This is a genomic window from Bordetella sp. 02P26C-1, from assembly GCF_009763255.1.
In the GTDB taxonomy this organism is placed as follows: Bacteria; Pseudomonadota; Gammaproteobacteria; order Burkholderiales; family Burkholderiaceae_B; genus Bordetella_A.
The window spans coordinates 80,374-105,866 of the sequence record NZ_WSJB01000039.1; the positions used below are offsets into that span (position 1 = coordinate 80,374).

A 25,493-nucleotide genomic window follows, 5' to 3' on the forward strand; every position below is an offset into this window, starting at 1 on the left:
GTCGGCTCAGGCGTATATCGGATTCACGGCTGTTCACAAACGTTGCGAAATTATCAGAATCGCAGGCTTCACAGGAATCGATCGATTGCCACCGCGAGCCAAATGCCGCCGGTCAATAGCAACATCAGCAACACCGCGGCGCTGCCCAGGTCTTTCGCGCGCCCGAGCAAGGGGTGCGTTTCGACCGATATTGCATCGGCTAGCGCCTCGATGGCCGAGTTCATCAGTTCCACCACTAGTACCGATATGACGGTGCCAATCAGAATCGCCACCTCGGTGAGCGAGCGGCCGAGAAAAAAGGCCGCCGGGATCATCACCACGGCCAAGGCCAGTTCCTGCCGGAACGCGGCCTCATGGGTGAGAGCGGCACGCAGCCCTTGCAGCGAATAGCGCATCGCGTTCAGGACGCGGCGCAGACCGCCCGAGCTTTTGAAGGGCGAAATGTGCGGAGTAGCGGACATAGATCGAATATGGGTGAGGTGGACGGTGACCGCTTCAGATCGGCAGTCACAAGGCTTTGCCTAGTGGGGATCGATTTCAGGCTCGTCGGTGACCGGTGTATTCACAGGCGGCCGGCTGCCGAACCGCTCGGCGAACTCTCGGGTAAAGACCGCGCCAAAAAAGAAGATTTGCGCGGAATAATAAATCCACAACAGCAAGGCGATCATGGAGCCTGCCGCGCCATACGCGGAAACGGCGGCGCCGCGCCCCAGATATAAGCCTATGCCCCATTTGCCAACTAAAAACAGCGCGGCCGTCACGATAGCGCCGGGGATCACATCGCGCCAGGGAATATTGATGCTCGGCAGCAGTTTGAACACCACGGCAAAAAGCGCCGTGACGACCGCGAATGAAAACAGGCTGGACATCCAGTCCGCAACCGTGGCGAACGTGGAGTTCGCCCACAGCTCTCCGTAGTACGCCTTGGCCCCGCCCAGCGCTGCGTTCATGATCAAGGACAGCAACAGGAAGAGCGCCAACACCAAAACCAGTCCGAATGCCACCATGCGGCTGCGCACCAGGCCATGCAGGCCAGACTTGCGTTGTTGCTTGGCATCCCATAGTTCATCGAGGCTGGCTTGCAGCTCGGCAAACGCCGTCGTCGCACTGAACACCAGGATAGAAATGGAAAGCAGCGCGGCGATCCAACCTCCGCCCGATTCGTGCGCGCTGGCCAGCACGGTTTGCACGACTTCGGCGCCGCGCGAGCCGATCAGACCATGCACTTGATCGAAAAGCTCCGAGCGCACGGCCTCTTCGCCAAAGAACAAGCCGGCGACGGCAATCACCAGAATCAGCATGGGCGCTAAGGAAAACACCATGTACAACGCCAAGGCCGCACCCTTGCTGGAGGCCCGACGATCTGACCATTGCTTGGCCGACGCGACGATGAGTCCGTAGAGTTCAGACGGACGGAGGACTTTCAATAAGCGAGGCGGCAGGGGCATGGGCGTACAACGAGTGCGAGTCCGGGTGCCTGCATTGTAGGAGCCGAGCCTCGCTCGCGACAAACCGAGGGTACCCAGCGGAGCGTCAATGCCGTCGAACTATCGCCGCTGTGCCCGCGAAAGGGTCCTACTCGTCAAAATCGTGCCCGGGTGTCAAAGGGGTATAACGATAGGTGGCGGGCGTGCGGCTCAACTTCACCGGTGCCCCAAGCCCCCGGTAGCCACCTTGCATTTCGACCACCATCTGGCGGTGCAGCGTGTGTGGATGAGCCAAGGCTTGATCGACCGATAGCACTGCCGCCGCCGGTACCCCCAGGGCCATGAGCCGGGCAGCGAGGTCTTCGGCGTTTTGGTCGGCGAGCGATCGGGTCAGCTCGCCGCGCAACGCCTCCCGGTTAATAGAACGCGCCCCGGCCCGGCTAAAGCGCGGGTCGTCGACCAGTTCCGGGCGGTTAAGACATTGGCAAAGCAGGCCGAATTGTCGATCGTTTCCGACCGCGAGAAAGATCGGCCCGGTCGCGGTGTCCAATGCGTCGTAGGGGTAGATATTAGGATGCGCGTTGCCGGTAGGCCGGGGTTGAACGCCGTCCAGAAACCAGTTGGCCGCATGCGGGTGTAGCAACGATAGGCCACTATCGTAAAGGGCGGCTTCCACGAATTGACCTTTGCCGCTGCGTTGCTTTTCGTGAATCGCCAGTAAGATGCCGATGACGGCGTTCAGCCCGGTCACCATATCGACCACGGGCAAGCCCACGCGCAGGGGCGGCCCGCCGGCATCGCCATTGACGCTCATCACCCCGCTCATGGCTTGTACCGCGGCGTCATAGCCAGGCAGACTGCCCAGCGGGCCGTCGGTACCGAAGCCCGACACCCGACACCACACCAGCCCGGGGTGTTCCGCGCTGATCGCGTCGTAACCCAGGCCCCAACGCTCCATGGTGCCGGGTTTGAAATTTTCTACCAGTACATCCGCCTGGCCGATTAATTCGCGCACAGTCTGCTGTCCCTCGGACGAAGCCAGGTCCAGATGACGAATGCGCTTGTTGCGGTTTAACCCGTAATAGTATGAAGCCACGCCGTCTTTGAAGGGCGGGCCCCAGGTGCGCGTGTCATCGCCAGCCGGCGGCTCGATCTTGATCACCTCGGCGCCATGGTCACCGAGAATCTGAGCGCAATACGGGCCGCCGAGAATCCGCGATAAATCCAAGACCCGGACGCCCGCAAGGGCACCCGGTTTTGTGGCGTTGGCTTGTGCGTGTTGCATACGTTGTCGTCCGTGTGATCAATCAATGCTGGCGCCAGAGTCCGCCACCACTTTCGCCCATTTGTCGCGTTCTTGGAAAACGAATGCGCCCAACGCTTCGGGCGCCAGATCTGGCGCAGATTCCAATCCTTGCTTGTCCAGAAACTCCCGGACCTTCTCGTTTTGCAGTGTGCGCTGCAGGGCTTCGTTCAGTCGAGCGACGCGGTCTGGCGGCGTGTGAGCGGGCGCGACAATGCCAAAGAAAACACTCACGTCATAACCTTCATATCCCTGCTCGGCAATCGTCGGCAGATCAGGCAAAGCGCGCGAGCGCGATGCGGTAGTCACACCCAGGGCTCGCAGGCGACCGCTTTGTATATGAGGTATTGCGGTCAGCACGTCAGTGAAACTCATCGAGATCTGACCGCCCAGCAAGTCGTTGAGGGCGGGCCCGGTGCCTTTGTAAGGGATGTGCAAAAAATCGGTGCCTGCCACCGAGTTAAATAGCACGCCCGCCAGATGCGAGGATGCGCCGCTGCCTGACGAGGCATAGCTCAGCGTCCCCGGCTTGGCCTTGGATAGCGCCACTAATTCCTTGACGTTGGTCGCCGGCACGGATGGATGCACGACGAGGATATTGGGCAGATAGCCGACCTGAATGATCGGGTCGTAGCTCTTGACCGGGTCATAGCCCAGGTTTTTATACAGGCTCGCATTGATCGCCAGCGGTCCGGAAGTGCCAAGCATCAATGTATAACCGTCGGGATTGGCACGCGCGACGGCTTCCGCGCCGATATTGCCGTTGGCGCCAGCGCGATTTTCCACAATTACGATTTGGCCGAGGATGTCAGACAGCGTGGATGCCAGCACTCGGCCCATGGCGTCTGTCGGGCCGCCGGGGGGATAGGGAATCACCAGGGTGACCGGGCGATTGGGATAGCTCTCTTCCTTTGCCCAGGTGGGCAGCGCAAACAGTCCCGCAGTGGTGGCAAGTACCCGTAGTACGTGACGTCTATTCATGATGTGTCTCCTTGGTCTTTATTGTGCGCATGGCTTGGCCAAGCGGGGCCTCGGTAATGATCGTGTTCTGCGTGGGGGGTGTGAATCATGCCGCGCCCGCGGTCTCCTTCGGTGTCTCAAGCTCGGTATCGCCAGCCAGCGGGTCACGCGGTTGCAGGCGATGTTTCAAGACCAGACGGGCCAGGCGAGCGCGTTCCTCGTCGTTGGTCTGCGTGGCTTCCCAGTACATCGCACAGGCGCTAAAGCAGTGATAGAGCGCTGAGGCGACGCTGCGCGCCTGCGCGTCGTCGCCGGTCTGAGTGACGTAGTCGGCCAGCGCACAAGCGCGCGACAAGCTATGTTCAAGAGCCCGGGTGGTCTCATCAGCCGAGCAGGCGCTCAAGAGCGCTTCACCTTGTTGCTGTAGCGCCGGCAGCGCGCCCTCGCGGCGAATCGCACGTATGACGTCGAGCGCGACGATATTGCTGGTGCCTTCCCATATCGAGCCCAGATGGCTGTCGCGCACCAATCGCGGCTCTATCCATTCCTCGATATAACCGCAGCCGCCGCGTACCTCCATGCCGTCTCCGGTGACCTTACGGGCGTCACGGCAGGCCCGAAACTTGATCAGCGGCGTCAAGATACGCAGCAATGCATAGGCCCCCGCCTCGCCTGCGTCCGAGCGGCGCAGGGCCTGGGCAGTCTGGCACACCATGCTGCGTGCCTGTTCGGCCGGCACGCGCAGTTTGTCGAGTTGGCGCTGCATCAATGACATGTCGGCGAGCCTCTTTCCAAACGCCAACCGGTGATGCGCGACATATTCGGCTTCGAAGACCGCACGGCGCATGAGACCTGCCGCCCGCACGCCGTTCGACAGCCGAGAGTTGTTGACCATGTCCGCCATTTGCACGAACCCGCGCCCCGGTTCGCCCACCAGATAGGCAACCGCGCCTTCCAGTTTTATCTCGCCGCTCGCCATCGATCGTGTGCCGAGCTTGTCCTTCAGGCGCAAGATGCGATAGTGATTGTGTTGGCCATCGTCCAGCGTCTTGGGCAGTAGGAATAACGATACGCCCTTCAAGCCCGGCTGCCCGTTTTCGGTACGCGCCAGCACCATGGCGAGCTCGGCATCCGCATTCGAGCAAAACCATTTGTCGCCATGCAGGCGCCAGGTCCCATCGTCTTGGGCATAAGCCATGGTTTCCGTGGCCGCGATGTCCGAGCCCGCCGCCTGTTCGGTCATGAACATCGCGCCTTGGTATAAGTCCTCGAAGTCTAATGTCGTCAAATGAGGCAGATAGCGTTCGACCAGGGCCGGATCGCCGAACTTTTTGAGTGTGCGCGTTAATGAGTCCGTCATAGAGACGGGGCAGCACAGCCCGAATTCCGACTGGACGAATACGTAAGTGAGCGCGTATTTCGCCAATGGCGGCATCGCGCCATGCCAGCCGAACATGTCGTCTCGATGCGAGATCGCGGCCAGGCCGAACTCGGTAAAGGCGAGACGTTCCATTTCCACATAGGCGGGATGTTTATCGATACGTTGGTCATCCACGCCGGTGCGGCTGCGCGTGATGAGGGTAGGCGGATGCTTGTCCGCGGTATCGGCCAACCGGTCTAGTGAGTCACCGGCAAGAGCACCCAGCTGTTCGAGTTTAGGCGTGAGCACCTGCATCAAACTCGGATCGAGATAGAGCGCCAGCAGTCGTGCCCAAGTGGGGTCCGACTGGTATAGGTTGGCGCCGCGGGCGTCGGGAATGTTCTTGGACGCTGACATGGCATGACTCCTTTTTTGAATATTGTCGGAGCCGTAGTCATTCGAGTCTAATATTATGTGGGTATCGAACGTTCTGGTTTTCGTATGATTGAGCTTCGTCATTTCCGCTGTTTTATCGCTGTCGCGGAGACCTTGCACTTTGGTCGTGCAGCAGAGCGCTTGGCCATGTCGCAGCCGCCGCTTACCGTGGCCATTCAGCAGCTCGAGCAACGACTAGGGACCCGTCTATTCGAACGCAACAGCAAAGGCGTGCGCCTGACGGCTGCCGGGCAGGCCATGCTCGAAGACGCGCGGCGCGTCTTGGGGCAATTCGAACAGGCGCTGGTTCATGCGCGCGATGCTGCTGAAGGAATTTCCGGCCACGTGCGGATTGGATGTGTGGGAGCGATGCTTTATCGGGGCCTGCCGCAGGCTTTGGCCTCCTATCAACATGATTTCCCGGCAGTACGCGTTACGGTGTCAGAGCTCAATAGTCAGATTCAGGTTACCCAGTTGCTTCGCGACGAATTGGATGTGGGATTCGTGCATACGGCGCGCTTGCCCAAGGGGATGCAGCGTCAACTCGTGGTGAGCGAGCCGTTTATATGCTGTTTGCCAGCGGACCATGCGCTGGCGGCGCAACCGCGTATTCCGCTCAGTACCCTGGCCGATGAGCCGTTTGTGCTGTTCGCGCGTAGCGTTTCACCGGATTATCATGCGGCGATTCTCGATGTTTGCGCGCAAGCCGGGTTCTCGCCGCGTCTGCAACATGAGGTGCGTCATTGGCTCGCCGTTGTTGCGTGGGTCGCTCAAGGCCTGGGCGTGGCGCTGGTGCCAAAGGCAATGAGCCAGTCTGGTGTGCCGGGAGTGGTGTTTCGTCCCATCGATAATGCGGTGGCCATGTCGGAGTCGTATGTCATCTGGCGTGAAGACGGCGCAACGCCGGTGGCGGGCCACTGCGTCGAGCATTTGAAGCAGTTCTTTAATGAGCATAAGCGCGCGACCGTGAGCCAGACGTAGACGGCGGCCGGGGCGCTTTTCTGACGGCCCGCTGGTACGCGTGCCGGCCATAGCTGCGCCTTATAGCGGGGCGGGCGATGCATCCGCGAGACAAAAAAACACCCCCGAGGCGCAAACCTCGGGGGTGTTTTGTCTTGGCCACTCCCCGGCGAACCGGGGAGTTTTCGCTGGGAAAGCCTGGACTTAGAAGTCCATGCCGCCCATGCCGCCCATGCCACCCGGCATGGCCGGAGCAGCGGGCTTGTCTTCGGCCAGTTCGACCACGGCAGCTTCGGCGGTCAGCAGCAGGCTGGCGACGGAAGCAGCGTTTTGCAGGGCGGTGCGGGTCACCTTGGTGGGATCCAGAACGCCTTGCTCGACCAGGTCGGTGTACTCGCCGGTAGCGGCGTTGTAGCCGTAGTTACCCGAGCCGTTGAGCACGTTGTTGACCACCACGCTGGCTTCTTCGCCGGCGTTGGTGACGATGGTGCGCAGGGGCTCTTCGACCGCACGCAGGATCAGCTTGATACCAGCGTTCTGGTCAGGCGTGTCGCCTTGCAGGCCAGCGATGGCTTGCTTGGCGCGCAGCAGAGCCACGCCACCACCAGCAACCACGCCTTCTTCCACAGCAGCGCGGGTAGCGTGCAGGGCGTCTTCGACGCGGGCTTTCTTTTCCTTCATTTCGACTTCGGTGGCAGCACCGACGCGGATCACGGCAACACCGCCGGCCAGCTTGGCCACGCGCTCTTGCAGTTTTTCACGGTCGTAGTCCGAAGTGGCTTCTTCGATCTGCACGCGGATTTGCTTGACGCGGGCTTCGATCGACTTGCTGTCGCCAGCGCCGTCGATGATCGTGGTGTTTTCCTTGCCCACTTCGATGCGCTTGGCTTGGCCCAGGTCTTGCAGGGTGGCCTTTTCCAGCGACATGCCGGTTTCTTCGGAGATCACAACGCCGCCGGTCAGGATGGCGATGTCTTCGAGCATGGCCTTGCGGCGATCGCCGAAGCCAGGCGCCTTGACGGCGGTGGTCTTCAGGATGCCACGGATGTTGTTCACCACCAGGGTGGCCAGGGCTTCGCCCTCGACGTCTTCAGCGATGATCAGCAGCGGACGGCTCGACTTGGCGACTTGCTCCAGCACGGGCAGCAGGTCACGGATGTTGCTGATCTTCTTGTCGAAAATCAGAACATACGGATCGTCCAGAGCGGCAACTTGCTTTTCCGGGTTGTTGATGAAGTAGGGCGACAGGTAGCCGCGATCGAATTGCATACCTTCGACCACGTCCAGTTCGTTTTCCAGCGACTTGCCGTCTTCGACGGTGATGACGCCTTCCTTGCCGACCTTGTCCATCGCGTCAGCGATGATTTGGCCAATCGACGAATCGCTGTTGGCCGAGATCGAGCCAACTTGAGCGATTTCCTTGCTGGTGGTGACCGGCTTGGATTGCTTGGCCAGTTCAGCCACGGCAGCGGCGACAGCCTTGTCGATACCGCGCTTCAGGTCGATGGGGTTAAAGCCAGCGGCCACGTACTTCAGGCCTTCCTGGACGATGGCTTGAGCCAGAACGGTAGCGGTGGTGGTACCGTCGCCAGCGTTGTCCGAGGTCTTGGAAGCAACGTCTTTAACGAGTTGCGCGCCGATGTTTTCGAACTTGTCTTTCAGTTCGATTTCCTTGGCAACCGACACACCGTCCTTGGTGACGGTCGGGGCGCCGAACGAGCGCTCGAGCACAACGTTACGGCCTTTGGGGCCCAGGGTGGTCTTAACAGCGTTGGCGAGAACATTCACGCCGCGCACGATACGAACGCGGGCGTCATCGCCGAAGAGAACTTGTTTGGCAGCCATTGTGAGCTTCCTTCAGAATTCGTTCAGTGGATTACTGGATCACGGCGAGGATTTCTTCCTCGCGGATGACGAGCAGCTCTTCGCCGTCGACTTTGACCGACTGGCCGGCATACTTGCCGAAGAGAACCTTGTCACCGACTTTCAGGTCGACCGGCAGCACTTTGCCGTCTTCGGTCTTCTTGCCCGGGCCGACGGCCACGACTTCGCCTTGATCCGGCTTTTCAGCGGCGCTATCAGGGATAACGATGCCCGAGGCAGTCTTGCGCTCGTTGTCCAGGCGTTTGACGATCACACGATCGTGCAGGGGACGCAGGGCCATGAGGAACTCCTGTTTCTAATAAATAGAGGTGAAATGTTCGGATTCAGTGCCGGGAGGCAGTGTTAGCACTCACCGGCGGCGAGTGCTAATTATAGGGATGATGTTGGGAGGTTCAAGGGGTAGCGTTGTATCTGTTACATTTTGATGTAACTAGGCGCGAGAGTTTTGTGCGACTCGGAACCCACTGCAGGAAGGGTCGAGAGTTTCTAGCCGGTTGCGTGCTGGCTAGCGTAGTAGGGAAGCTATTGTTTCCTCGCCTGCAAGCTGCCCAACGCTTGGGTCAGCTCGCGGGCGTTGGGGCGCGTAGCAGCGAATTCTTGTGCGGCATCATAATCGGCGCCCGTGGCTATCAAGTGGATCGCAATGGTCGGTTGCCCGGCGGCCAGCGCAAAAATCAGCGATTTGGAGGGATCGGCGCCCAACTCTCGCAGGGGAATGATCGCTTCGTATTTTGATTCGATGACCGCTGTGCACAAGGCTTCGTGCGGGTCGACTCCCGCGTAGACCAAATTACGGGCCAAAGGCGAATTGCGTTCAGAAATGGCGGCAAGCAGTTCGCGTCCGCCCGTCGTCAACGTGTTGGCCAGGTTCTTTACCAGTTCTTTATCCTTGAACTGCGCATCGCTGAATTGAGACCGGTACAGATCGTAGGGTACCAAGTGATTTTTATCGACCAAGGTATTCACCAAGTCCGGGCGCGATTGTCTAAAACATACGCGGGCCACCGTCGCTGGGCTAGAACCCGAGGCTAACAGGAAGCCCAAGGCTTCGACATCGTTGTTGGAGATTGCGACGGAGATTGCTTGCGCATCGTTTGCGCCCAAGGCGACCAGCATGCGGGTTCGCCAGTGATCGCGTAATGTAATCGCTTGGTAGAGCGCGGTTTGAAGGGACATCGCGATCCCGAAGTTCTTGGCAGACGCCATCGCATAGTTTCGTGTGACGCTCCAATCATCGGCCTGGATCGCGCGTAGCAGCCGTGCGGCATTATCATGACCCTGCTGAGCCGCAAAGGCAGCCTCGCAATCTAGGCTCATGGCGCGCGACTTCGTATATCGCGGATCCCGTGCAAATAGATAGCTCTCTAGAAGCGCTGCGCAGTCTACATCCGTATTATTGTTAAGGATTGACGCGGCATGGGCGAATTGACTGGCTTCGGCGACAGCGGCGCTGGCGCTGTCGAAGACCCTTCCGACGCGCTCTGCATCCTGCGCGGGTATATGCCGGCCCGAGCCGATGGCCGCAGCGAGCAGTAGCTTGACCGCATGCTCGTTTTTTTCGTGTTTACTCATCTCATACAGGGCCTGCGATGGATCCGCGCCTGCCCCGATGAGGAGTTCGAGTTGCGCGAGTCCGTGGGCGCGAGGCTGGCCGGAGGCGAGTGTGCAGATGATCGAGTGTGTCTCGGCGCCAGCATCCAGCAGGAACTTGACCACGGCGGAGTCGCCACGCCGCAAGCTGGTCATCACTGCCTCTTGCGTGGGCACACCATGCGCGACCAGGAATCGCGCGGTCCCGAGATCCTTGCTGCTTACCGCCATCAAGAGGGCTTGGGTGGACAAGTCGCTGACGCCCGGTTGTGCGAGTAATAACCTCAAGAGCTGAGCTTGGCGCGTGTGTGCCAGATGATGCAGGGCTCCTGACGGGTTGACCACCTGGAGTAAGACTCGGAGGGCGCGGGTATCGCCGACTTTTAACGCGCGTATTAAAGATTCGTCAGCACCTTTGCCGTCCAACGACATAAGGTGGCGCACCATGTTTACGTTTTCGGTTCGAATCGCATGCGCCCACACGACGGCAAGGTCCGCTCCGCTGGCGACCAGAACTTTCACGGCATTTGCGCCGGCGAATGACAACGCCGCCTTGTGGTTGAACAGTAGTGCTTGTAGCCCTTGCGAGGGCTCGAGGCCTTCGGAAATGAGTCGATAGAGCGTTTTGATGTCAAGGTCTGCACAGGCGTCGTACAACTCGGCCTGGAGTCCAATGATCTGCGATGTAACTCCCGGAATATTGCGTCGCTTCGCGAGAGCATCGGCGGTATAGATGTTTCCACTGCTCTCTATTAACAGAGATGCTTTTGTATAGGTCTTGTTTTTCTGAGCTAAGCGCTGCGGCGAACAATTGACGTCATGGCCGGCGTGGATCGTCGCGCCTTTTTCGATCAGCATTTTGACCAGTGGCATGTGGCCATTTTCCACAGCAAGCATCAGTGCTGTGTAGCCCTCGCGATCGAACTCGTTCAACGCGGGATGATTCATCTTTCCGCAATGGGAGATCAAGTGGAAGGCAATGTCATCACGACGCAGTTTCAAGGCGAGGTGGAGGGGATTCTGACCTTGGTCGTTGAGGGCCGAGAGATCGGGCGATAGATGGTGGATGAGGTGATAGACCTCGGCCGCATCGGCTTTCTCGATTGCGCCGAACAGCGCCTCGGTGGGATCGCTGCCATAGGGCGCATAGTGCATGTCGTAGTCGGCGCGAATCGACGGAGGGTATAACGCTTCGAGTGAGGGTCGCATAGTTCAGGCCTGAGTGGATAGCGGCGGGAATACATGGCGGGCTGGTTGCCCGCTGTTGGCCGCGCCATTTAAGTGTTGACCTGAGTAACGCTCCCCGAGGGAAATATTGCACGACTGCTGGGACTTGGTGCGAGGATTGGTCCGATTCGATATTAGAAGAGGACTAATTAACCACCCCGGCTCGCGCGGTTCGTCCCAGCCATGCCAGGTGGCGGTAACCGCGACCGGCATGGCGGTTCAAGCAGCGACACCTAAACCGTATAGTTCAGCGCGAGTCGGCCGCCATCGACAAACAGGGTTTCACCCGTGATATAGCTGGCCGAGTCGCTAAGCAGATACGCGACTGCATCGGCGACTTCGGAGGGCTCACCCAGCCGGCGCATGGGGGTGCGGCTCATCAGACGGGCGCGGGCGACCTCGTCGGCCATGACAGCGTTCTTGGCGAGTTCGGTGGCGATGGTGCCCGGCGCGACGGCATTGACGCGGATGCCGTGATCGATCAGTGCCAGCGACATGACGCGGGTCAGTTGGGCGACGCCGCCTTTACTGACGTTATAGGCGGCGATGGACGGAATCGCCATTACGGCGTTGACCGAGCTCATGTGTACGATGGCGCCGCCGCCTTGCTTGACCATGGCGCGCGCGACGGCCTGGCCAACGAGGAAAGCGCCCTTTAGGTTGATGTTGATGACGGCGTCCCAGTCTTGCTCGGTGATGTCGAGAAAGTTGCTGGTCTTGACGATGCCGGCATTGTTGACCAGCTGATCGACGCGGCCGTAGCGGGCGAGGGTTTCGGCGAGGGCTTTTTCCACGTCGGTCTTGCTGGCCACGTTGCAGGCGACGAATTGACCGCGTTCGCCCAAAGAATCCGCCAGGGCTTGTCCGCGCGCCTGATCAACGTCCCAGATCGAGACCGATGCGCCGTCTTGCGCCAGACGTCGCACGCAAGCCTCGCCGATGCCTTGCGCCCCGCCGGTGACGATGGCGACCTTGTCCTGAAAATTAAATTGTGTGTTGCTCATATGCATTCCTGTAAAGCGAAGCCGGACGCGCGCAGCGTCCGGCATGACGAGCGCTTTAACGCTCGACGGTGCGATTCCAACGCGCGTTGAAAGCCGGGCGCGTGGCGTTGATGGCATCCCAATCCAGGATAGTGGCCGTGTCCATATAGCCCTGGAAAGTCTTAAGCGTACCCGCGTTTTGCTCGGATGCCTGAGTCTTGCGGTTCGACGGGAAGTGGCCACCGTATTCCAACGCGGCCGCTTGTGCTTCGGGGCTCAGCAGATACCGCGCGAGTTTCTGCGAGAGCTCCGGCTCGCTATTGTTGGCGATCACGCATTCGCCCACCATCAAAATGACCGAGCCCTCTTTGGGCTGAGCGTACTCCACTGGAATCTCGCGTTTTTTCAGGCGGGCGATGGCGGTGGGGGTCAGCGGGAAGATTGCGGCTTCGTCGTTCTGAATCATCTCGGCAAGCTTGGCCGAGTTGGGAATGTATTCGAGCACGTTCGGGCCGATGGTGTCAGACCACTTCTTGAAACCCGGGTCGGTATTCTTGTCATCGCCACCCACGATGCGGTTATACATCAGGAATGCATGCAGGCCAAAGGTGCTGCCGGAGGCCGATTGAAAGACGACTTTGCCCTTGTATTTGGGGTCCGCCAGGTCCATCCAGGAGGTCGGCGGCTCCCAGCCTTTTTCTTTGAAAATACGCGTGTTGTAGCCCAGCCCTGTCATGCCGATATCGATACCGGCGGCCATGCGGTCTTTCATCACGGCGGCGGGGTACAGGTCTTGGAAAACCGGGTCATCGTTCATCTGCTGGCACAGGCCCATGGTGATGGCGCGCGCCATGATGCCGTCATCCAGGAACATCACGTGCATCTGCGGATTGTCTTTGTATGCCTGAGCCTTGGCGAGTATGTCGGTGGATGTGCCCGGTACGACCACAATCTTGACGTCATTGGCTTTCTCGAACGCCGGGAAGACATGCTGCGTGAAAGCGCGTTCCATGTCGCCACCGTTCATCCCGATGTACAGGGTTTTTTGCTGGGCCTGGGCGCCCGTGGCAGACGCGGCCAGCATCAGGGCGCCAGCGATCCACATTCCCAGTTTGGCGCGAGCGCCGTGTTTGTGCTTGCTCATGAGTTCTCCAGCGTGTGCTCACCTGAACATGACGACCCGGCTGCGTGAGCGGCAGGCGCGTATCGCTCGATGCGGAAGGCATCAATGGGTACGGACGTTTCACCGTCCGCCACCAGTTGGGACAAGGCCTCGCCCACGGCCGGCCCGATCTGAAAGCCGGCCCCGGAAAAGCCAAATGCGTGAAACAGGCCGGGCGTGGTGCTGCTAGGTCCAAGAACCGGATTGTGGTCCGGCATGTTGCCTTCCATCCCGGTCCAAAAACGAATGACTTGCGCTCCCCGCAAGGGCGGTAGCAACTCGGCGGCGCGCGCCAGGAGGGTGGGCAGTTCGCGGCGCGAGGGTTTGGCATAACCCTCTGAGTGCAGCGTGCCCCGTCCGCCGCCGATCACGCAGTTGCCTCGCTGGACCTGACGCGCGTAGATGCCGCCTCCCTGTATGCCGAGGCTCACGTTCATGAAGACCGGTAGCGGCTCGGTCACCATCATGAGCGGGTGAATCACCGATTCGGGCACCGGTTCACCAAAGCGCGTTGCAATCTCGTTGCCCCACGCACCCGCGCAGTTCAAGAGATAACGTGCGTATAGCGTGTCGCCACCAGCGGTTCGAATGATGAAACGCTTGCCGTCGAATCGTGTATCCGTCACGTGTTGCTGCTCGCGCACATCCGCGCCTGCGCGCGCCGCCGCTTGTGCGAATGCCGGTGAAACCAGACGGGGATTCGCATGACCGTCATCGGGGCATAACGACCCTCCCGCGAGCCGCGGGTCGAGCCAGTCGAAGCGTCGGCGTAGCTCATCGGCTTCGATGATACGCAGGTCCATGCCCCATTCGCGTGTCCGATCGCGATAGGCGCGCAGTTGGTCCAGGTCTTCTTCGGTGCGGGCGAGCTTCAGGTGGCCGCTGCGCACATATTCGCCATCGGTGCCGATGAGCGAGTGCAGCTGCGCCCACAACTCATGTGCGCGTGCCGTGAGGGGCATTTGTTCGAGCGGGCGCCCCTGGCGGCGCACCCCCCCATAGTTGACGCCGCTTGCGCGCGCACCGCAGGCTCCCATGTCGAGCAAGGTAACCGGCACGCCACGATGCCGCAGGAATAGCGCTGCGCTGGCGCCAACGATGCCGCCGCCGATGATCACGACTTCTGTCTGTGCGATGGAGCTCATGGCTGCGACCTTTGCGCCACGGTGAGATGAATGGGAATCGGCTTGACGGGAGGCTGACCGCGTAATCGGCCCACCGCCTGCGGTGATACTCCGAGCGCTTGCGACAGGACTTCGGCCGCGCCGGCGGCGCACATGCGGCCCTGGCACCGACCCATGCCCACGCGAGTCAACGCTTTAGCGCGATTGAGTTCGCAGGCTTGTCCGGCGCGCGCGACGTCGCGCAGTGTCCCCACTGTGATCTCCTCGCAGCGGCACAGCATCACCTCATCATCGACTTGCCAGTCGCTGGGGAATGGAAAGGCGATCTCCAGTGCATCGCGCACGCGGTTGATCCGTGCCAGTCGTCGCTCCAGTTCAGTCGCACGCGCCCCGTCGTGGGCGAGCCCCGCATCGGCCAGTAGGGCGAGCGCGGCGCGTTCGCCCGCCAGTTCGGCTGCGTCTGCGCCAGCGATACCCGCGCCGTCGCCGGCAAGGTAGATGCCCGGTACGGAGCTGCGGCCCGCCGCGTCTCGACGAGGTAGCCAGTTGCGGTCGCGGTCATTGAACTCGAATTCGCAGCCCAACAGGCCAGCCAGCTGCGTTTCCGCGCGTAACGTCAGGCCGTAGCCGATCGCATCGCACGCGATCTCGTGGTCGCGGCCCCGGGCGTCGCGATAGCGCAAGCCATCGACGCGCGTGTCCCCGGTTACTGCCGTTGGCCGAATCCCGCTGCGCAAGGGCACGCCGTGCGCGCGCAACCATGCCATATAGCCCAGCCCACGTGCCAAAAGCGTTGGGGCTGCGAGCATGCCAGGCAAAGCGGCCAGCCGATCGCTGCTGCGCGAAGTGTCCAACACCGCGGCCACTTTGGCGCCGGCGCGCGCATACTGATAGGCCACCAGATACAGTAGCGGCCCCGTCCCGAGGAGTACGGTACGACTTCCGATGGCGCACCCTTGATACTTCAACGCGACTTGCGCGCCGCCCAGGGTGTACACGCCGGGCGTGAGCCAGCCCCGAAAGGGCAACACGCGGTCAGTGGCGCCCGTCGCCAGAATCAGGTGGCTGTATGGCACATCTCGCGATACACCTTGCTGTATCACATCGAGAACACCATCGTCGCCGTTCCACACGAGGCTGTCCGGCAAGTAATCGACCTGATCGCGGATACCTGCCATCGTGCGATGAATGGCGTCGGCCTTTTGATGCTCCGAGCCATAGAGCTGAGCTTTGCTGCGGGCAAAACCTTCTGGAGGTTGCCGATAGATCTGGCCGCCGGCGCGCGGAGCTTCGTCGATGATCGTGGGGCGTAGTCCTGCGGCGACCAGCGTTTGCGCGGCGCGTACGCCAGCGGGACCCGCGCCGATGATGACGGGTTTGATCGTCATGGCGCCTCCTTTACGATGCTGCCGCCGTGCACGGTGTGCGTGATCACGCGCATGCCATTTTCCACAAAAGTCGAGCAGGCGCGTACACGGCGACCGTCTTCCAATTGCACCCAGCAGTCCTGGCAGGCGCCCATCATGCAGAACCCCGCGCGTGGTGCGCCGCCGAATTCCGAATGGCGCAAGTGCTCGCCTTGCGTAAGCATGGCAGTAAGTAGCGTGTCGCCTTCAAGCGCGGCGACCGCCTGGCCGTCGACCGTGAACGTCAGTGTCGTGCGATGCGTCTCGGCGACGCGTTTGAGTAAAGCCACGATATCGGCCCCGTTTGTTTACTTTTGACCGACCAGCACGCGATCCAAACCGTAGACACGGTCGAGCAGCAGCATGGTGACGGCGGTGAGCGCGATGACCAACGCGGATACCGCTGCCATCATCGGATCTACCGACTCCGTGGCGTACATGTACATGCGCACGGGCAGCGTCACGGTGCTGGGCGCGGTGATGAAGACGGACATGGTCAGCTCATCGAAGCTGTTGATAAATGCCAGTAGCCAACCACCCGATACGCCGGGCAGAATCATCGGCAGCGTGACTTTGAGGAACACCGTTCGACGATTAGCGCCCAAGGATTCGGCGGCATGTTCGATCGAATGGTCCAGCCCCACCAGCGCCCCGATGATCAGGCGCATGACATACGGGGTGATAACCACGACGTGGGCAAGCACCAGCCACGCGAAACTGCCCGTTGTCCCCATCAAGGCAAATAACCTCAGCATCGCCACCCCCAGGACAAGGTGGGGAATCATCAATGGCGAGAGAAACAAGCCGTTCAATGCATCACGCCCGGGAAAGCGATAACGCGTGACGGCGATGGCGGCGGGGATTCCCAGGATCGTCGCGATGCTGGCCGATGAAAACGCGAGCCAGAGGCTGTTGCGAAAGGCCTGCATGAAGTCGGCGTGTTCAAACACGGCCTTGAACCAGCGCAGCGAAAAGGAGGTCGTGGGAATCGACAGCGTTGAGCTCGGCGTGAATGCCACCAGGCACACGATCACCAACGGCGCCAGCACAAAGGCCACTACCAGGAAATTAAACGCGAGGGCGATAGGTCCGTTCTTTTGCATCGCGTTCACCCCAGGCTGCGGCGGTAGGATCGTTCCACCACGCGGTTGTAGGTCATCATGATGATGACGTTTGCGATGAGCAGTAGTACGGCGATCGCGGCGCCCAGCGGCCAGTTCAACTCCGTCAGGAACTCGTCATATACGATGGTGGCCACCATCTTCAGTCGTCGTCCCCCCAATAACGCCGGAATGGCGAAGGAGCTGGCGGACAGGCCGAAAACGATAAGGCTGCCGGAGAGTATTCCGGGCATCGCCTGGGGCAGAATGACACGCCACAGTGTCTGCGCACGCGAGGCGTTAAGCGAGTAGGCCGCTTGTTCAACGGTGGGATCGAGCTTTTGCAAAGAGGTCCACACCGGAATGACCATAAATGGCAGCATCACGTGCACCAGACCAATGATGACGGCCGTGGGCGTGTAGAGCAACGAACCGAATCCCAGGGCGGACGACGCCGCGCCCAGCGGGCCGCTGGGGCCCAACAGCAGGCTCCAGCCAAAGGCCCGTACCACGAGGGAGATCAATAGCGGCGAAAGTACGACCAGCAGAAAAATGGAACGCCAGGGCTTGCGCATGCGCGACAAAATATACGCCTCGGGCGCACCGATAAGCGCGCAGATGAGGGTGGTCAGGCCAGCGATCCAGAACGTGCGCCAGAATATTTCCAGAAAGTAGCCGTCGGTCAGTACCTCGATGTATTGGTCTAAGGTATAGCCGGGCTGAATACCCGTGTTGTAGTCGAACTGTGCGAACGAGAGCAGCAGCGTCAGGCCGAGAGGCGTGAGCACCAGCGTCAAGAACAGCAGTGTCAGCGGCAGCGAGGCAAGCGCGGCCGGCGGCATTCCACCGGGGCGTTGGGAGGACTGCAATGTGGTCATGGTTGCGCCTCATCAGTCAAGATGCGCAATGTGTTGTCAGCCCAGTCCAGGCCCACCATATCGCCCGGTGCATGGGGCGCGCCGCCATCGTTGGGCGTGACCATGAGCAAAGGTCCGACGGGCGTATCCAGTTCGTATTGCCATTGGCTGCCCAGAAAATAACGCGTAGTCACGCGGCCATCGAGTTTGCCCTGTCCTGCAGCGACGGGCAGCAGTTTTTCCGGACGCAGCGATAGACATACCGGGTCTCCGGCGCGAAGGCCAACGTCGTCGGCGGGCACCGTTAACGGCCCCACCTGAATTCGGCTGTCGGAGCCACCCTGTGAGACCGTGGCGGCCAACATGTTGGTCTTTCCCACAAAACGCGATATGAAATGCGTGCGGGGATGCTCGTACATGCGATAGGGCGCATCGATTTGCGTCGCGCGACCGTCTTGCATGACGACCACACGGTCGCTGATCGACAGCGCCTCGGCCTGGTCATGCGTGACCATAATAGTCGTCGTGCCGGTACGACGCTGAATGTTGGAAAGCTCGAACTGCATCTCTTCGCGCAGCTGTGCGTCCAGATTCGATAACGGTTCATCGAGCAGCAGTACCGGCGGACGAATGACCAGAGCGCGGGCGAGCGCCACGCGCTGCCGCTGACCGCCAGAGAGCTCTCGGGGATAACGATCCCCGTATTTATCTAATTTGACGAGCGCGAGCGCTTCACGCGTGCGTTTATCCCGTTCACTACGTTCCACGCGGCGCATGGTCAGTCCGAATGCCACGTTTTCGCTGACCGTCATGTGCGGAAATAACGCATAGCTCTGGAACACGATGCCGAGGCCGCGCGTGTTGGGTTTCGCGTGTGTAATGTCACGACCGTCCAGCGTGATGCGCCCGCTCGTTACCTCGGCGAAACCCGCGATCATTTGCAATGTCGTGGTTTTGCCGCAGCCTGATGGTCCGAGCAAGGAGAGAAATTCACCTTGCTCGACCTCCAGACTCATTTCGGAGACGACGCAAAGATCGCCGTAGAACTTGGAGACTTGCTCCAAACGCAGAAATGCCATATCCGCCTCTTGTCCGCTATCGCGGTGGAAAGATCACTGGCCAATGCCGGTATCCGCAGTAGAACGAGGGCAGTGTAGAAATGCCGCTATAAAAATCTTATTAGTGTTTTTCCGTAGAAAAGAATGTTTTTTTATTTTTTTCCATGTGACAGAATTAGCGTCGTAATAAGCAGCTAATAATTCCATTGAAGGAAAGTGATGGCGAAGGTGGAGAAAGAGGATTCAGCCCAGGGCCTGTTGGCCCGCGCCTTTTCGGTTTTGCGGGTACTCGCTGACGCGAATGGGGAAAGGCTGCGTCTGACGGACATTGCTGCGCGGACAAACCAGGCACCGGCTACGGCTCACCGGGTTTTGCAGGCGCTGATTCAGGAGGACATGGTCGAGCAGCCTGCCCAGGCAAAGACCTATCAGCTCAGCGTGGGGTTTTTTGCCATGGCGGCCAGCGCCGGCAATCGCCACTCGACACTGCGCGACATCTGCCGCCCGGCGCTGTTGCGTTTATCCGGAATGCTTAATGACACCATTTTCTTGTTGGTGCGCCATGGGTTTGATGCGGTGTGCCTGGACCGCATAGATGGGCCTTTTCCCGTTCGCTCTTATACGGGCGATATCGGAGGCAAGGTCCCGCTTGGCCTGGGCCAGGCGGGGCTGATACTGCTTGCACGCCTGCACGAGGCCGAGCGCGAAGAGATCATCCGATTCAATATTCCCCGTCTACGCGACCTGGGATTCATGGATGAAATCACCGTGCGCGTGCGGCTAAAGGAATGTCTGGATCTGGGCTATGCGCTGTCGACCGGGCCGGCACTCTATCCCGGCACAATCGGGCTGGCGGTGCCCGTGACCGATCGCAGCGGCTCGGTCGTTGCAGCGATCAGCCTGGCGGCGCCGTCGGAGCGTGTGAGCCCGGAACGCCTGCCCATGATCGTAGAACTATTGAAGAAAGAAGCGGCGCAGATTGGGTCACAGATCAATCCGTTCGATCCCGCGCTGCGGCGGCCGAATAATTTTTTGGGGCAGGGCGGGCGTAGTGCTTGAGTGTTGGCGCAGGCACGTCGAACGGGCGCCGCGCCAAACGTTCAAACTCCGCTGTGTCGTGGCCGCAGCAAACGCATACCTGGCGCGCATGCGAGCGGATCAATTGACGCAAACGGTGCTGGTTATGGAGTCTGGCCCCTCGGTCCTGTTCCATCATCCACTGATAAAAACGCAGGCCAGGCGGGCAGCTCGGGCGACGTGACCGCATTTCGCTCGCATGGAAATACGCATCGCCGGCCATCAGCAGCCAGCTGTCATCCTGCAGGACGGCAATACCCGCATGGCCGAGCGTATGGCCAGGTAGCGGCAGCATGACGATCTCGGGCGGTAGCCCGTCGAGCTCTCGGACCCGTTCAAATCCAAACCAGGTTTCCCCTCGGGCCGGGGCATAGCCTTTCCAGCGCGCGCGCGAAGACCACTGCTGGGGGCGGAAACGTTGACGGTCCAGCCATGAGCTTTGACGCAGCGCCACATCTTGTTCCGTCTGCATCAAATGCACGGTGGCCGCGGGGAAATCATCGAGCCCGCCAGCATGGTCGAAGTCCAGATGCGTCAGTACGATATGGCGCACATCTTCGGCGCGATACCCGAGTGCCTCGATCTGACGACGCGCGGTCATCGTTTCGCGCCACTCCGGTTTGACCAGGGCCAGGAAAAATCCGCTAAGCCGGTCGCGTGGATGTTGCACGTCCTCCAGCCCCAGTCCGGTATCGATCAATACTAGATCGCCACTATCGAGCTCGATCAACACACAATGACAACAAAGCCTGCCGCGCCAGCGCAGCCACGAGGAACGACCATCCATCAGTCTGCCGCCCGCGGGGCAGGTCGAGATGCAGTTCAAATGAATAATTTTCACGTTTAAATCTCCTCTGCCTCGGCGCGCACGCGGGTGCAGGTCCAGAAACCCCGGCCGCTATCGCGTCGCTGAGTAATGACGCCGCTGATCAGGCAAGCTCCGTTCCCGGCCGGCGCACGCGTTACATCAACCCGGTGGTGTTTCGCTCTAAGACACGCTTGACATGGGTACGCTTCATGCTGCGCCTGCGGTACTGCAACGTTGCACTGTCAGGAGACTCCTATGACCACATCGCGTCCCGACCCGTCCCCGATCACGCCGGCCACGCCGGAGCCCAGCACCAAGTCACAAGTCGATATCGCCGCGGATGTGCAAAAGGGGTTGGGCGATTCCAATAAACACAACGACGACACCCCATCGAAGCCGACGCGATCCAAAGCCACCGAGTTCGACGGATCGCCCAAGCCTGAACCTGGCGATGACAATGTGTTCAAACCCACGGACGACACGCCTTCAGTACTGCCCAAGCGATCCGGTCCAAAGAACGGGGGCTGAATGTGAGCCACGCCACCGCTGCCGAGAATAAGAAATTGCGCTGGGCCGGCGTGTGGCTCGGCTTTGCCATGGGGGGATTTTTTGACGGCATCCTGCTCCATCAAATCTTGCAGTGGCACCATTTGCTCTCCGCCATACAAACGGGTGCGCTGGGGAGCCTGCGCGCGCAAGTAACCATCGATGGATGGTTTCACGCGCTGATGTATGTCATCGCCGCAATCGGATTATGGAATCTCTATCGTTATCGATCGACTAGCGGCAAATGTCCTGACTTTAGCGTGATATGGCCACGATTCTGGATGGGCTTTGGCGTGTGGCACATCATCGATGCGGTGTTCTCGCATTGGATTACGGGCATACATCGCATCAAAATGGACTCCAGCATGCCGCTGGCGTGGGATGTGGCCTGGGTCGTGATATTCGGCATATTGCCGTTGATATGGGGCTGGCGCCGACGCGATGGCGGTTCGGGAACGCCAAGCCGTACCGGTACGAAAGCCGTGCGGGTGATGTCTTTATTCATATTGTTCGCGGGGGCCGTGAATATTTTCCCTCTGCGCGGTAATGATGACACGACCGTCGTGGCGTTGGGTTCACATGCTTCCGTCCCGGAATTTTTCGCGGCGCTTGATACGTCCGACGCGAAAGTGATCTGGACGGCGGGGCAGGGCGAGGTGTGGGTGGTTCAGGGCTTATCCCTGCGTGCCCGCTTGGCGTTGTACCAAGCGGGAGCGGTTTATGTCAGTGGTACGGCCGCGCCAGCTGGTTGCGCGGCCTGGCTGCAATCAGGCCCCCGATTGTCTCGGGTCTGAGTCAGCGTCTTCGATTGGTTTCTCGTAGGCATCGCGATCCGGCCGGGTGCGTTCTCCACCAGCGGGGTATCCGGAGTTGCTGATTTTGTCATCGTTGCTCTGATTGGCTTTCGGCTTTTTCGCGAGCTCCTGCAACTTCGCGCCCAGATGTTCGGTTTGACCTTCAGGTTGGTGCGGACACATAGCGCCTCCTTGGTTGGATTAGGAATCGAATCATTAGGGAAACGTGACATGCAAATGCCGTGCCTGGCACACCGTAGGCATGCCAGTTGCTTCATGACTGTCACCCCAGATCGCGGGGGTGAATCATCCCAACTGGAGATCACGATGGACACACAGCATTCCCGCGCTAGCGAGCATTTGATGGACTGGCTGCGCGACGCGCATGCAATGGAAGAGCAAGCGGAAACCATGTTGAAGAGCATGGCTGCGCGTATCGAAAGCTATCCTGAACTGCATCAGCGTATCCAGCGCCACATCGAAGAAACGCGCGAGCAACAACGTCTGATTCGCAGTTGTATTGAGCGACGTGGGGGCGACACGTCGTTGCTCAAGGACATGGCTGCCAAGGCGATGGCAACGTTCCAAGGTTTCTCGGGGGCGTTCGCCTCGGATGAGGTCGTTAAAGGCAGCATGTTCAGCTTTGCATTTGAAAACCTTGAAATTGCCGCCTATACCCAGTTGCAAGAGGCCGCCACCTATGTGGGCGATCTAGAAACCGCGGAGATCTGCAAACGCATCCTCGTGGAAGAGCGCGCCATGGCGCAATGGATCGAGCACAACAGCGCGGCCCTTGTTCGTCATTTCCTTGCTCGCGCGGACGATCCGAACGCACAAGCCAAACGATAACCCAGCAGTACTGTCAACGCACGCCGTCGGCGCTGGCGCGAGCCAGCCGCGGCTAACCCAAAGGAGAGCTACATGTTCGCTCACAACAAACGCCTGCAATACACCGTGCGCGTCAGCGAGGCCAATCCCGGCCTGGCTAACTTGCTGCTGGAGCAATTCGGCGGCCCGCAAGGCGAACTCGCCGCGGCTTGTCGATATTTCACCCAGGCGATTGCCGAAGAGGATCCCGGTCGCAAAGATATGCTGTTCGATATCTCTACCGAAGAGCTGAGCCACCTGGAAGTCATCGGCACGTTGGTAGCGATGCTCAATAAAGGCGCCAAGGGCGTGTTGGCCGAGGCGACCGAAGCGGAAGCCGATATCTATCGTCGCTTAAATGGCGCGGGCAACGATTCGCACGTCACCCAGGTCCTGTACGGCGGTGGCCCGGCTTTGATTAACTCTGCTGGCCAGCTATGGAATGCGGGCTATATCGATTCTATCGGCGATCCAAGTGCTGACCTGCGTTCGAACATCGCGGCCGAAGCTCGCGCCAAGATTGTCTACGAACGTCTCATCAACGCGACCGACGATCCTGGCGTGAAGGAAGCGCTGGGCTTTCTGATGACGCGCGAGATCGCGCACCAACGATCCTTCGAAAAAGCCCTGTACTCGATGGAGCCCAACTTCCCGCCCGGAAAACTGCCCGGTGACGCGCGTTTCGCCGACGTGTACTTCAACATGTCGCAAGGCGAGGGGGATATGCGCGGACCTTGGAATAGCGACGAAAACTTCAACTATGTTTCCGATCGCGAAGAGCAAGGCGGTATCGACGGAGGCGGTGGCGTTCAAGTGATGTTGAGCGAAGAAGAAAATCTGGCCGTTCAGGCCTTGGCGATGCGCACGGCGTCCGATCCTGACTCGAATCCCACCACCGGAGCCGAGCTGGGCAGTGCGTTGGCGATGAAGGGCGATAAGCCGGTAAAGTAATCCGGTCATCCTCTGAAAAAGGGTACGCGTTTCGTGTGCCCTTTTTTTTGGCTTCGCTGAAGCCGTTTATTTGACCGCGTGCAACATGCCGCGGTCCTAAACGGGTCAAGCCTTAATGGCGGTGCTTATGATGCTTGTGCTTATGTTTTCCGTGTTTGGGCTTGCCACGATGGTCCGCGTATTGATATCCATGTTTATGCCGGCGTCCGTTGTCCCAGTGGCGGCGCTTTTTGTGATCATCATCGTCAGTGAGCACATTGCCCAGCAGGCCACCCGCAGCCGCACCGCCCACGGTATATAGCGGGTCCCCATCAGATAGCAGAGCACCTGCGACACCGCCTACCCCCGCGCCGATGATTGTGTTTTGCGTTTTATCGTCGGCAACAGCCACGCTACCGACGCCCAAGGCGAGCGTGGTGGATAAAAGGACCTGCGCGATACGTGAGTGGATCTTCATGGTGTTCTCCTGTACTGAAAATCGGCCTGTAGAAACAGGGCGATAGCCATTCAGTCTGTCGTCAGGAAAACCTTAACACTCACTCCATGTGTCAGTCGCTCAGGGTGCGCTACGGTGTGTATAACCTGTTTCAGCCGCTTTCGCAGGCGGGAAACTGCGCACTTTCCCGCGATTGAACCCTAGCAAGACTTACGATGTCCTGAATAAAAAATACTTTGTTTTCATGGGCTTAAGTCGTTTATGCTTGCCGTCTGATTGTCATAGAATAGATAATTATTCTCATTTTGGTTTGGGTTGTTAACGATGCTAGTGCCTTTTCTGATCATGCTCCGCGAGGGCATTGAGGCGGCTTTGATTGTGGGCATCGTGGCCAGCTATCTGAAACGTAGCGGATCGTCGTCGATGATGTACGGCGTCACCATCGGTGTGCTGTTGGCTGTGGCCCTTTCCTTTTTCGTAGGTGCCGGCTTGCAGGTTGCCGTGGCGGAGTTTCCGCAAAAAGAGCAGGAACTGTTCGAGGCCGTAGTCGGTCTGATCGCGGTGGCGATGCTGACCTCCATGGTGTTTTGGATGCGCCGAGCCGGGGCGTCGGTAAAGGGTGAGCTGCAGCATTCGGTGGACCACGCACTGGCCGGCGGCAGAGGACGCGCTTGGGCGCTGATTGGCGTGGTCTTTTTAGCCGTCGCCCGCGAGGGGCTGGAGTCCGTGTTCTTCTTGCTCGCTATCTTTCAGCAAAGTGCGGGGTGGCAGGCACCGTTGGGAGCGATCGCCGGACTGTCGTGCGCAATCGCGATCGGTTACGGCATTTATAGCGGTGGGCTGCGTCTAAACCTGCGACGCTTCTTTCGCTTGACCGGTGTATTCATCCTGTTTGTTTCCGCGGGTCTCATGGCCGGCGCGCTGCGCAAGTTTCATGAGGCAGGCGTTTGGAATCATCTTCAAACGGTCGTGTTCGATATTGACCACATCCTGCCTCTGGACAGCCCATTGGGCACCGTCCTGTCCGGACTGTTTGGTTATCAGTCCGCGCCTGTGATGGGCGAGGTACTGGTCTATGTAGTCTTCCTCGTGGTGAGTCTTTATCTATTCCTGCGCCATCGTGCTCCTAGACTTGCACCGGCGCGTGCCTCGGCTTGACCCTCTTAATACTGATTCAC

At 59.8% G+C, this 25,493-nt stretch carries 25 protein-coding genes; 7 read left to right on the forward strand and 18 right to left on the reverse strand.

Annotation, left to right across the window (positions count from 1 at the left end; translation table 11 throughout):
• Positions 1-68: 68 nt before the first annotated feature.
• The 5 genes from GOQ28_RS18180 to GOQ28_RS18200 form a co-directional block, all read right to left on the reverse strand.
• Entirely contained in the window at positions 69-461 is a 393-nt protein-coding gene (locus tag GOQ28_RS18180; protein ID WP_160357426.1) for a diacylglycerol kinase, read from the reverse strand.
• A 60-nt stretch (positions 462-521) separates the two neighbouring features.
• Positions 522-1,448 carry a YihY/virulence factor BrkB family protein gene (locus tag GOQ28_RS18185; protein ID WP_160357427.1) on the reverse strand — a complete coding sequence of 309 codons (927 nt, stop codon included), beginning with the start codon at positions 1,446-1,448 and terminating at the stop codon, positions 522-524.
• Positions 1,449-1,575: 127 nt separating this feature from the next.
• Positions 1,576-2,712, reverse strand: a complete 1,137-nt coding sequence (locus GOQ28_RS18190; protein WP_160357428.1) for a CaiB/BaiF CoA transferase family protein — start codon at positions 2,710-2,712, stop codon at positions 1,576-1,578.
• A gap of 18 nt (positions 2,713-2,730) precedes the next feature.
• Positions 2,731-3,711, reverse strand: a complete 981-nt coding sequence (locus GOQ28_RS18195) for a Bug family tripartite tricarboxylate transporter substrate binding protein (RefSeq protein WP_160357429.1) — start codon at positions 3,709-3,711, stop codon at positions 2,731-2,733.
• 85 nt (positions 3,712-3,796) lie between these two features.
• Complete coding sequence (locus GOQ28_RS18200) at positions 3,797-5,467, reverse strand: acyl-CoA dehydrogenase family protein (protein WP_160357430.1); 1,671 nt, start codon at positions 5,465-5,467, stop codon at positions 3,797-3,799.
• Between the two features lie 84 nt (positions 5,468-5,551).
• On the opposite strand from GOQ28_RS18200, the gene GOQ28_RS18205 reads away from it, so the two are divergent.
• Positions 5,552-6,466, forward strand: a complete 915-nt coding sequence (locus tag GOQ28_RS18205) for a LysR family transcriptional regulator (protein ID WP_202109772.1) — start codon at positions 5,552-5,554, stop codon at positions 6,464-6,466.
• A 183-nt stretch (positions 6,467-6,649) separates the two neighbouring features.
• On the opposite strand, the gene groL is transcribed toward GOQ28_RS18205, so the two are convergent.
• From groL to GOQ28_RS18260, 11 genes are all read right to left on the reverse strand, one after another.
• The gene (groL, locus tag GOQ28_RS18210) at positions 6,650-8,290 is read right to left on the reverse strand and encodes a chaperonin GroEL (RefSeq protein WP_160350160.1); all 1,641 of its coding nucleotides are present in this window, start codon (positions 8,288-8,290) and stop codon (positions 6,650-6,652) included.
• Positions 8,291-8,321: 31 nt separating this feature from the next.
• Positions 8,322-8,609: a co-chaperone GroES gene (gene groES, locus GOQ28_RS18215; protein ID WP_094801319.1), complete on the reverse strand. Its 288-nt coding sequence runs from the start codon at positions 8,607-8,609 to the stop codon at positions 8,322-8,324.
• Positions 8,610-8,851: 242 nt separating this feature from the next.
• Positions 8,852-11,128, reverse strand: coding sequence for an ankyrin repeat domain-containing protein (locus tag GOQ28_RS18220; protein ID WP_160357431.1), 2,277 nt, complete (start codon positions 11,126-11,128; stop codon positions 8,852-8,854).
• Between the two features lie 251 nt (positions 11,129-11,379).
• Positions 11,380-12,150 carry an SDR family NAD(P)-dependent oxidoreductase gene (locus GOQ28_RS18225; protein WP_160350157.1) on the reverse strand — a complete coding sequence of 257 codons (771 nt, stop codon included), beginning with the start codon at positions 12,148-12,150 and terminating at the stop codon, positions 11,380-11,382.
• 55 nt (positions 12,151-12,205) lie between these two features.
• Entirely contained in the window at positions 12,206-13,234 is a 1,029-nt protein-coding gene (locus GOQ28_RS18230; protein ID WP_236844417.1) for an ABC transporter substrate-binding protein, read from the reverse strand.
• A 35-nt stretch (positions 13,235-13,269) separates the two neighbouring features.
• Positions 13,270-14,436 carry an NAD(P)/FAD-dependent oxidoreductase gene (locus GOQ28_RS18235; protein ID WP_160357432.1) on the reverse strand — a complete coding sequence of 389 codons (1,167 nt, stop codon included), beginning with the start codon at positions 14,434-14,436 and terminating at the stop codon, positions 13,270-13,272.
• A complete protein-coding gene (locus GOQ28_RS18240; RefSeq protein WP_160357433.1) occupies positions 14,433-15,803 on the reverse strand; it encodes an FAD/NAD(P)-dependent oxidoreductase in 1,371 nt (456 codons plus the stop codon). Before GOQ28_RS18240 ends, GOQ28_RS18235 begins: the two co-directional genes overlap by 4 nt.
• On the reverse strand, positions 15,800-16,111 hold the full coding sequence (locus GOQ28_RS18245; RefSeq protein ID WP_160357434.1) for a 2Fe-2S iron-sulfur cluster-binding protein: 312 nt from the start codon (positions 16,109-16,111) through the stop codon (positions 15,800-15,802). The genes GOQ28_RS18240 and GOQ28_RS18245 overlap by 4 nt, the downstream gene beginning before the upstream one ends.
• 18 nt (positions 16,112-16,129) lie before the next feature.
• Complete coding sequence (locus GOQ28_RS18250) at positions 16,130-16,924, reverse strand: ABC transporter permease (RefSeq protein ID WP_160357435.1); 795 nt, start codon at positions 16,922-16,924, stop codon at positions 16,130-16,132.
• 5 nt (positions 16,925-16,929) lie between these two features.
• Entirely contained in the window at positions 16,930-17,799 is an 870-nt protein-coding gene (locus tag GOQ28_RS18255) for an ABC transporter permease (RefSeq protein ID WP_160357436.1), read from the reverse strand.
• A complete protein-coding gene (locus GOQ28_RS18260) occupies positions 17,796-18,857 on the reverse strand; it encodes an ABC transporter ATP-binding protein (RefSeq protein WP_160357437.1) in 1,062 nt (353 codons plus the stop codon). Before GOQ28_RS18260 ends, GOQ28_RS18255 begins: the two co-directional genes overlap by 4 nt.
• 198 nt (positions 18,858-19,055) lie before the next feature.
• Between GOQ28_RS18260 and GOQ28_RS18265 the strand changes: the two genes are divergently transcribed.
• Complete coding sequence (locus tag GOQ28_RS18265; protein WP_160357438.1) at positions 19,056-19,895, forward strand: IclR family transcriptional regulator; 840 nt, start codon at positions 19,056-19,058, stop codon at positions 19,893-19,895.
• Here the strand turns inward: GOQ28_RS18265 and GOQ28_RS18270 are convergent.
• A complete protein-coding gene (locus GOQ28_RS18270) occupies positions 19,828-20,754 on the reverse strand; it encodes an MBL fold metallo-hydrolase (protein WP_160357439.1) in 927 nt (308 codons plus the stop codon). The genes GOQ28_RS18265 and GOQ28_RS18270 overlap by 68 nt on opposite strands.
• A 222-nt stretch (positions 20,755-20,976) precedes the next feature.
• On the opposite strand from GOQ28_RS18270, the gene GOQ28_RS18275 reads away from it, so the two are divergent.
• From GOQ28_RS18275 to GOQ28_RS18290, 4 genes are all read left to right on the forward strand, one after another.
• The gene (locus GOQ28_RS18275; protein ID WP_160357440.1) at positions 20,977-21,249 is read left to right on the forward strand and encodes a hypothetical protein; all 273 of its coding nucleotides are present in this window, start codon (positions 20,977-20,979) and stop codon (positions 21,247-21,249) included.
• 2 nt (positions 21,250-21,251) lie between these two features.
• Complete coding sequence (locus tag GOQ28_RS18280; protein WP_336603813.1) at positions 21,252-22,061, forward strand: DUF2243 domain-containing protein; 810 nt, start codon at positions 21,252-21,254, stop codon at positions 22,059-22,061.
• Between the two features lie 327 nt (positions 22,062-22,388).
• A complete protein-coding gene (locus GOQ28_RS18285) occupies positions 22,389-22,910 on the forward strand; it encodes a ferritin-like domain-containing protein (protein WP_160357441.1) in 522 nt (173 codons plus the stop codon).
• A gap of 72 nt (positions 22,911-22,982) precedes the next feature.
• On the forward strand, positions 22,983-23,879 hold the full coding sequence (locus GOQ28_RS18290; protein ID WP_160357442.1) for a manganese catalase family protein: 897 nt from the start codon (positions 22,983-22,985) through the stop codon (positions 23,877-23,879).
• A 112-nt stretch (positions 23,880-23,991) separates the two neighbouring features.
• Here GOQ28_RS18290 and GOQ28_RS18295 read toward each other — a convergent pair whose 3' ends face one another.
• Positions 23,992-24,336, reverse strand: coding sequence for a glycine zipper 2TM domain-containing protein (locus GOQ28_RS18295; protein WP_160357443.1), 345 nt, complete (start codon positions 24,334-24,336; stop codon positions 23,992-23,994).
• 303 nt (positions 24,337-24,639) lie between these two features.
• Between GOQ28_RS18295 and efeU the strand changes: the two genes are divergently transcribed.
• A complete protein-coding gene (efeU, locus tag GOQ28_RS18300) occupies positions 24,640-25,473 on the forward strand; it encodes an iron uptake transporter permease EfeU (protein ID WP_160357444.1) in 834 nt (277 codons plus the stop codon).
• Positions 25,474-25,493: the final 20 nt, after the last annotated feature.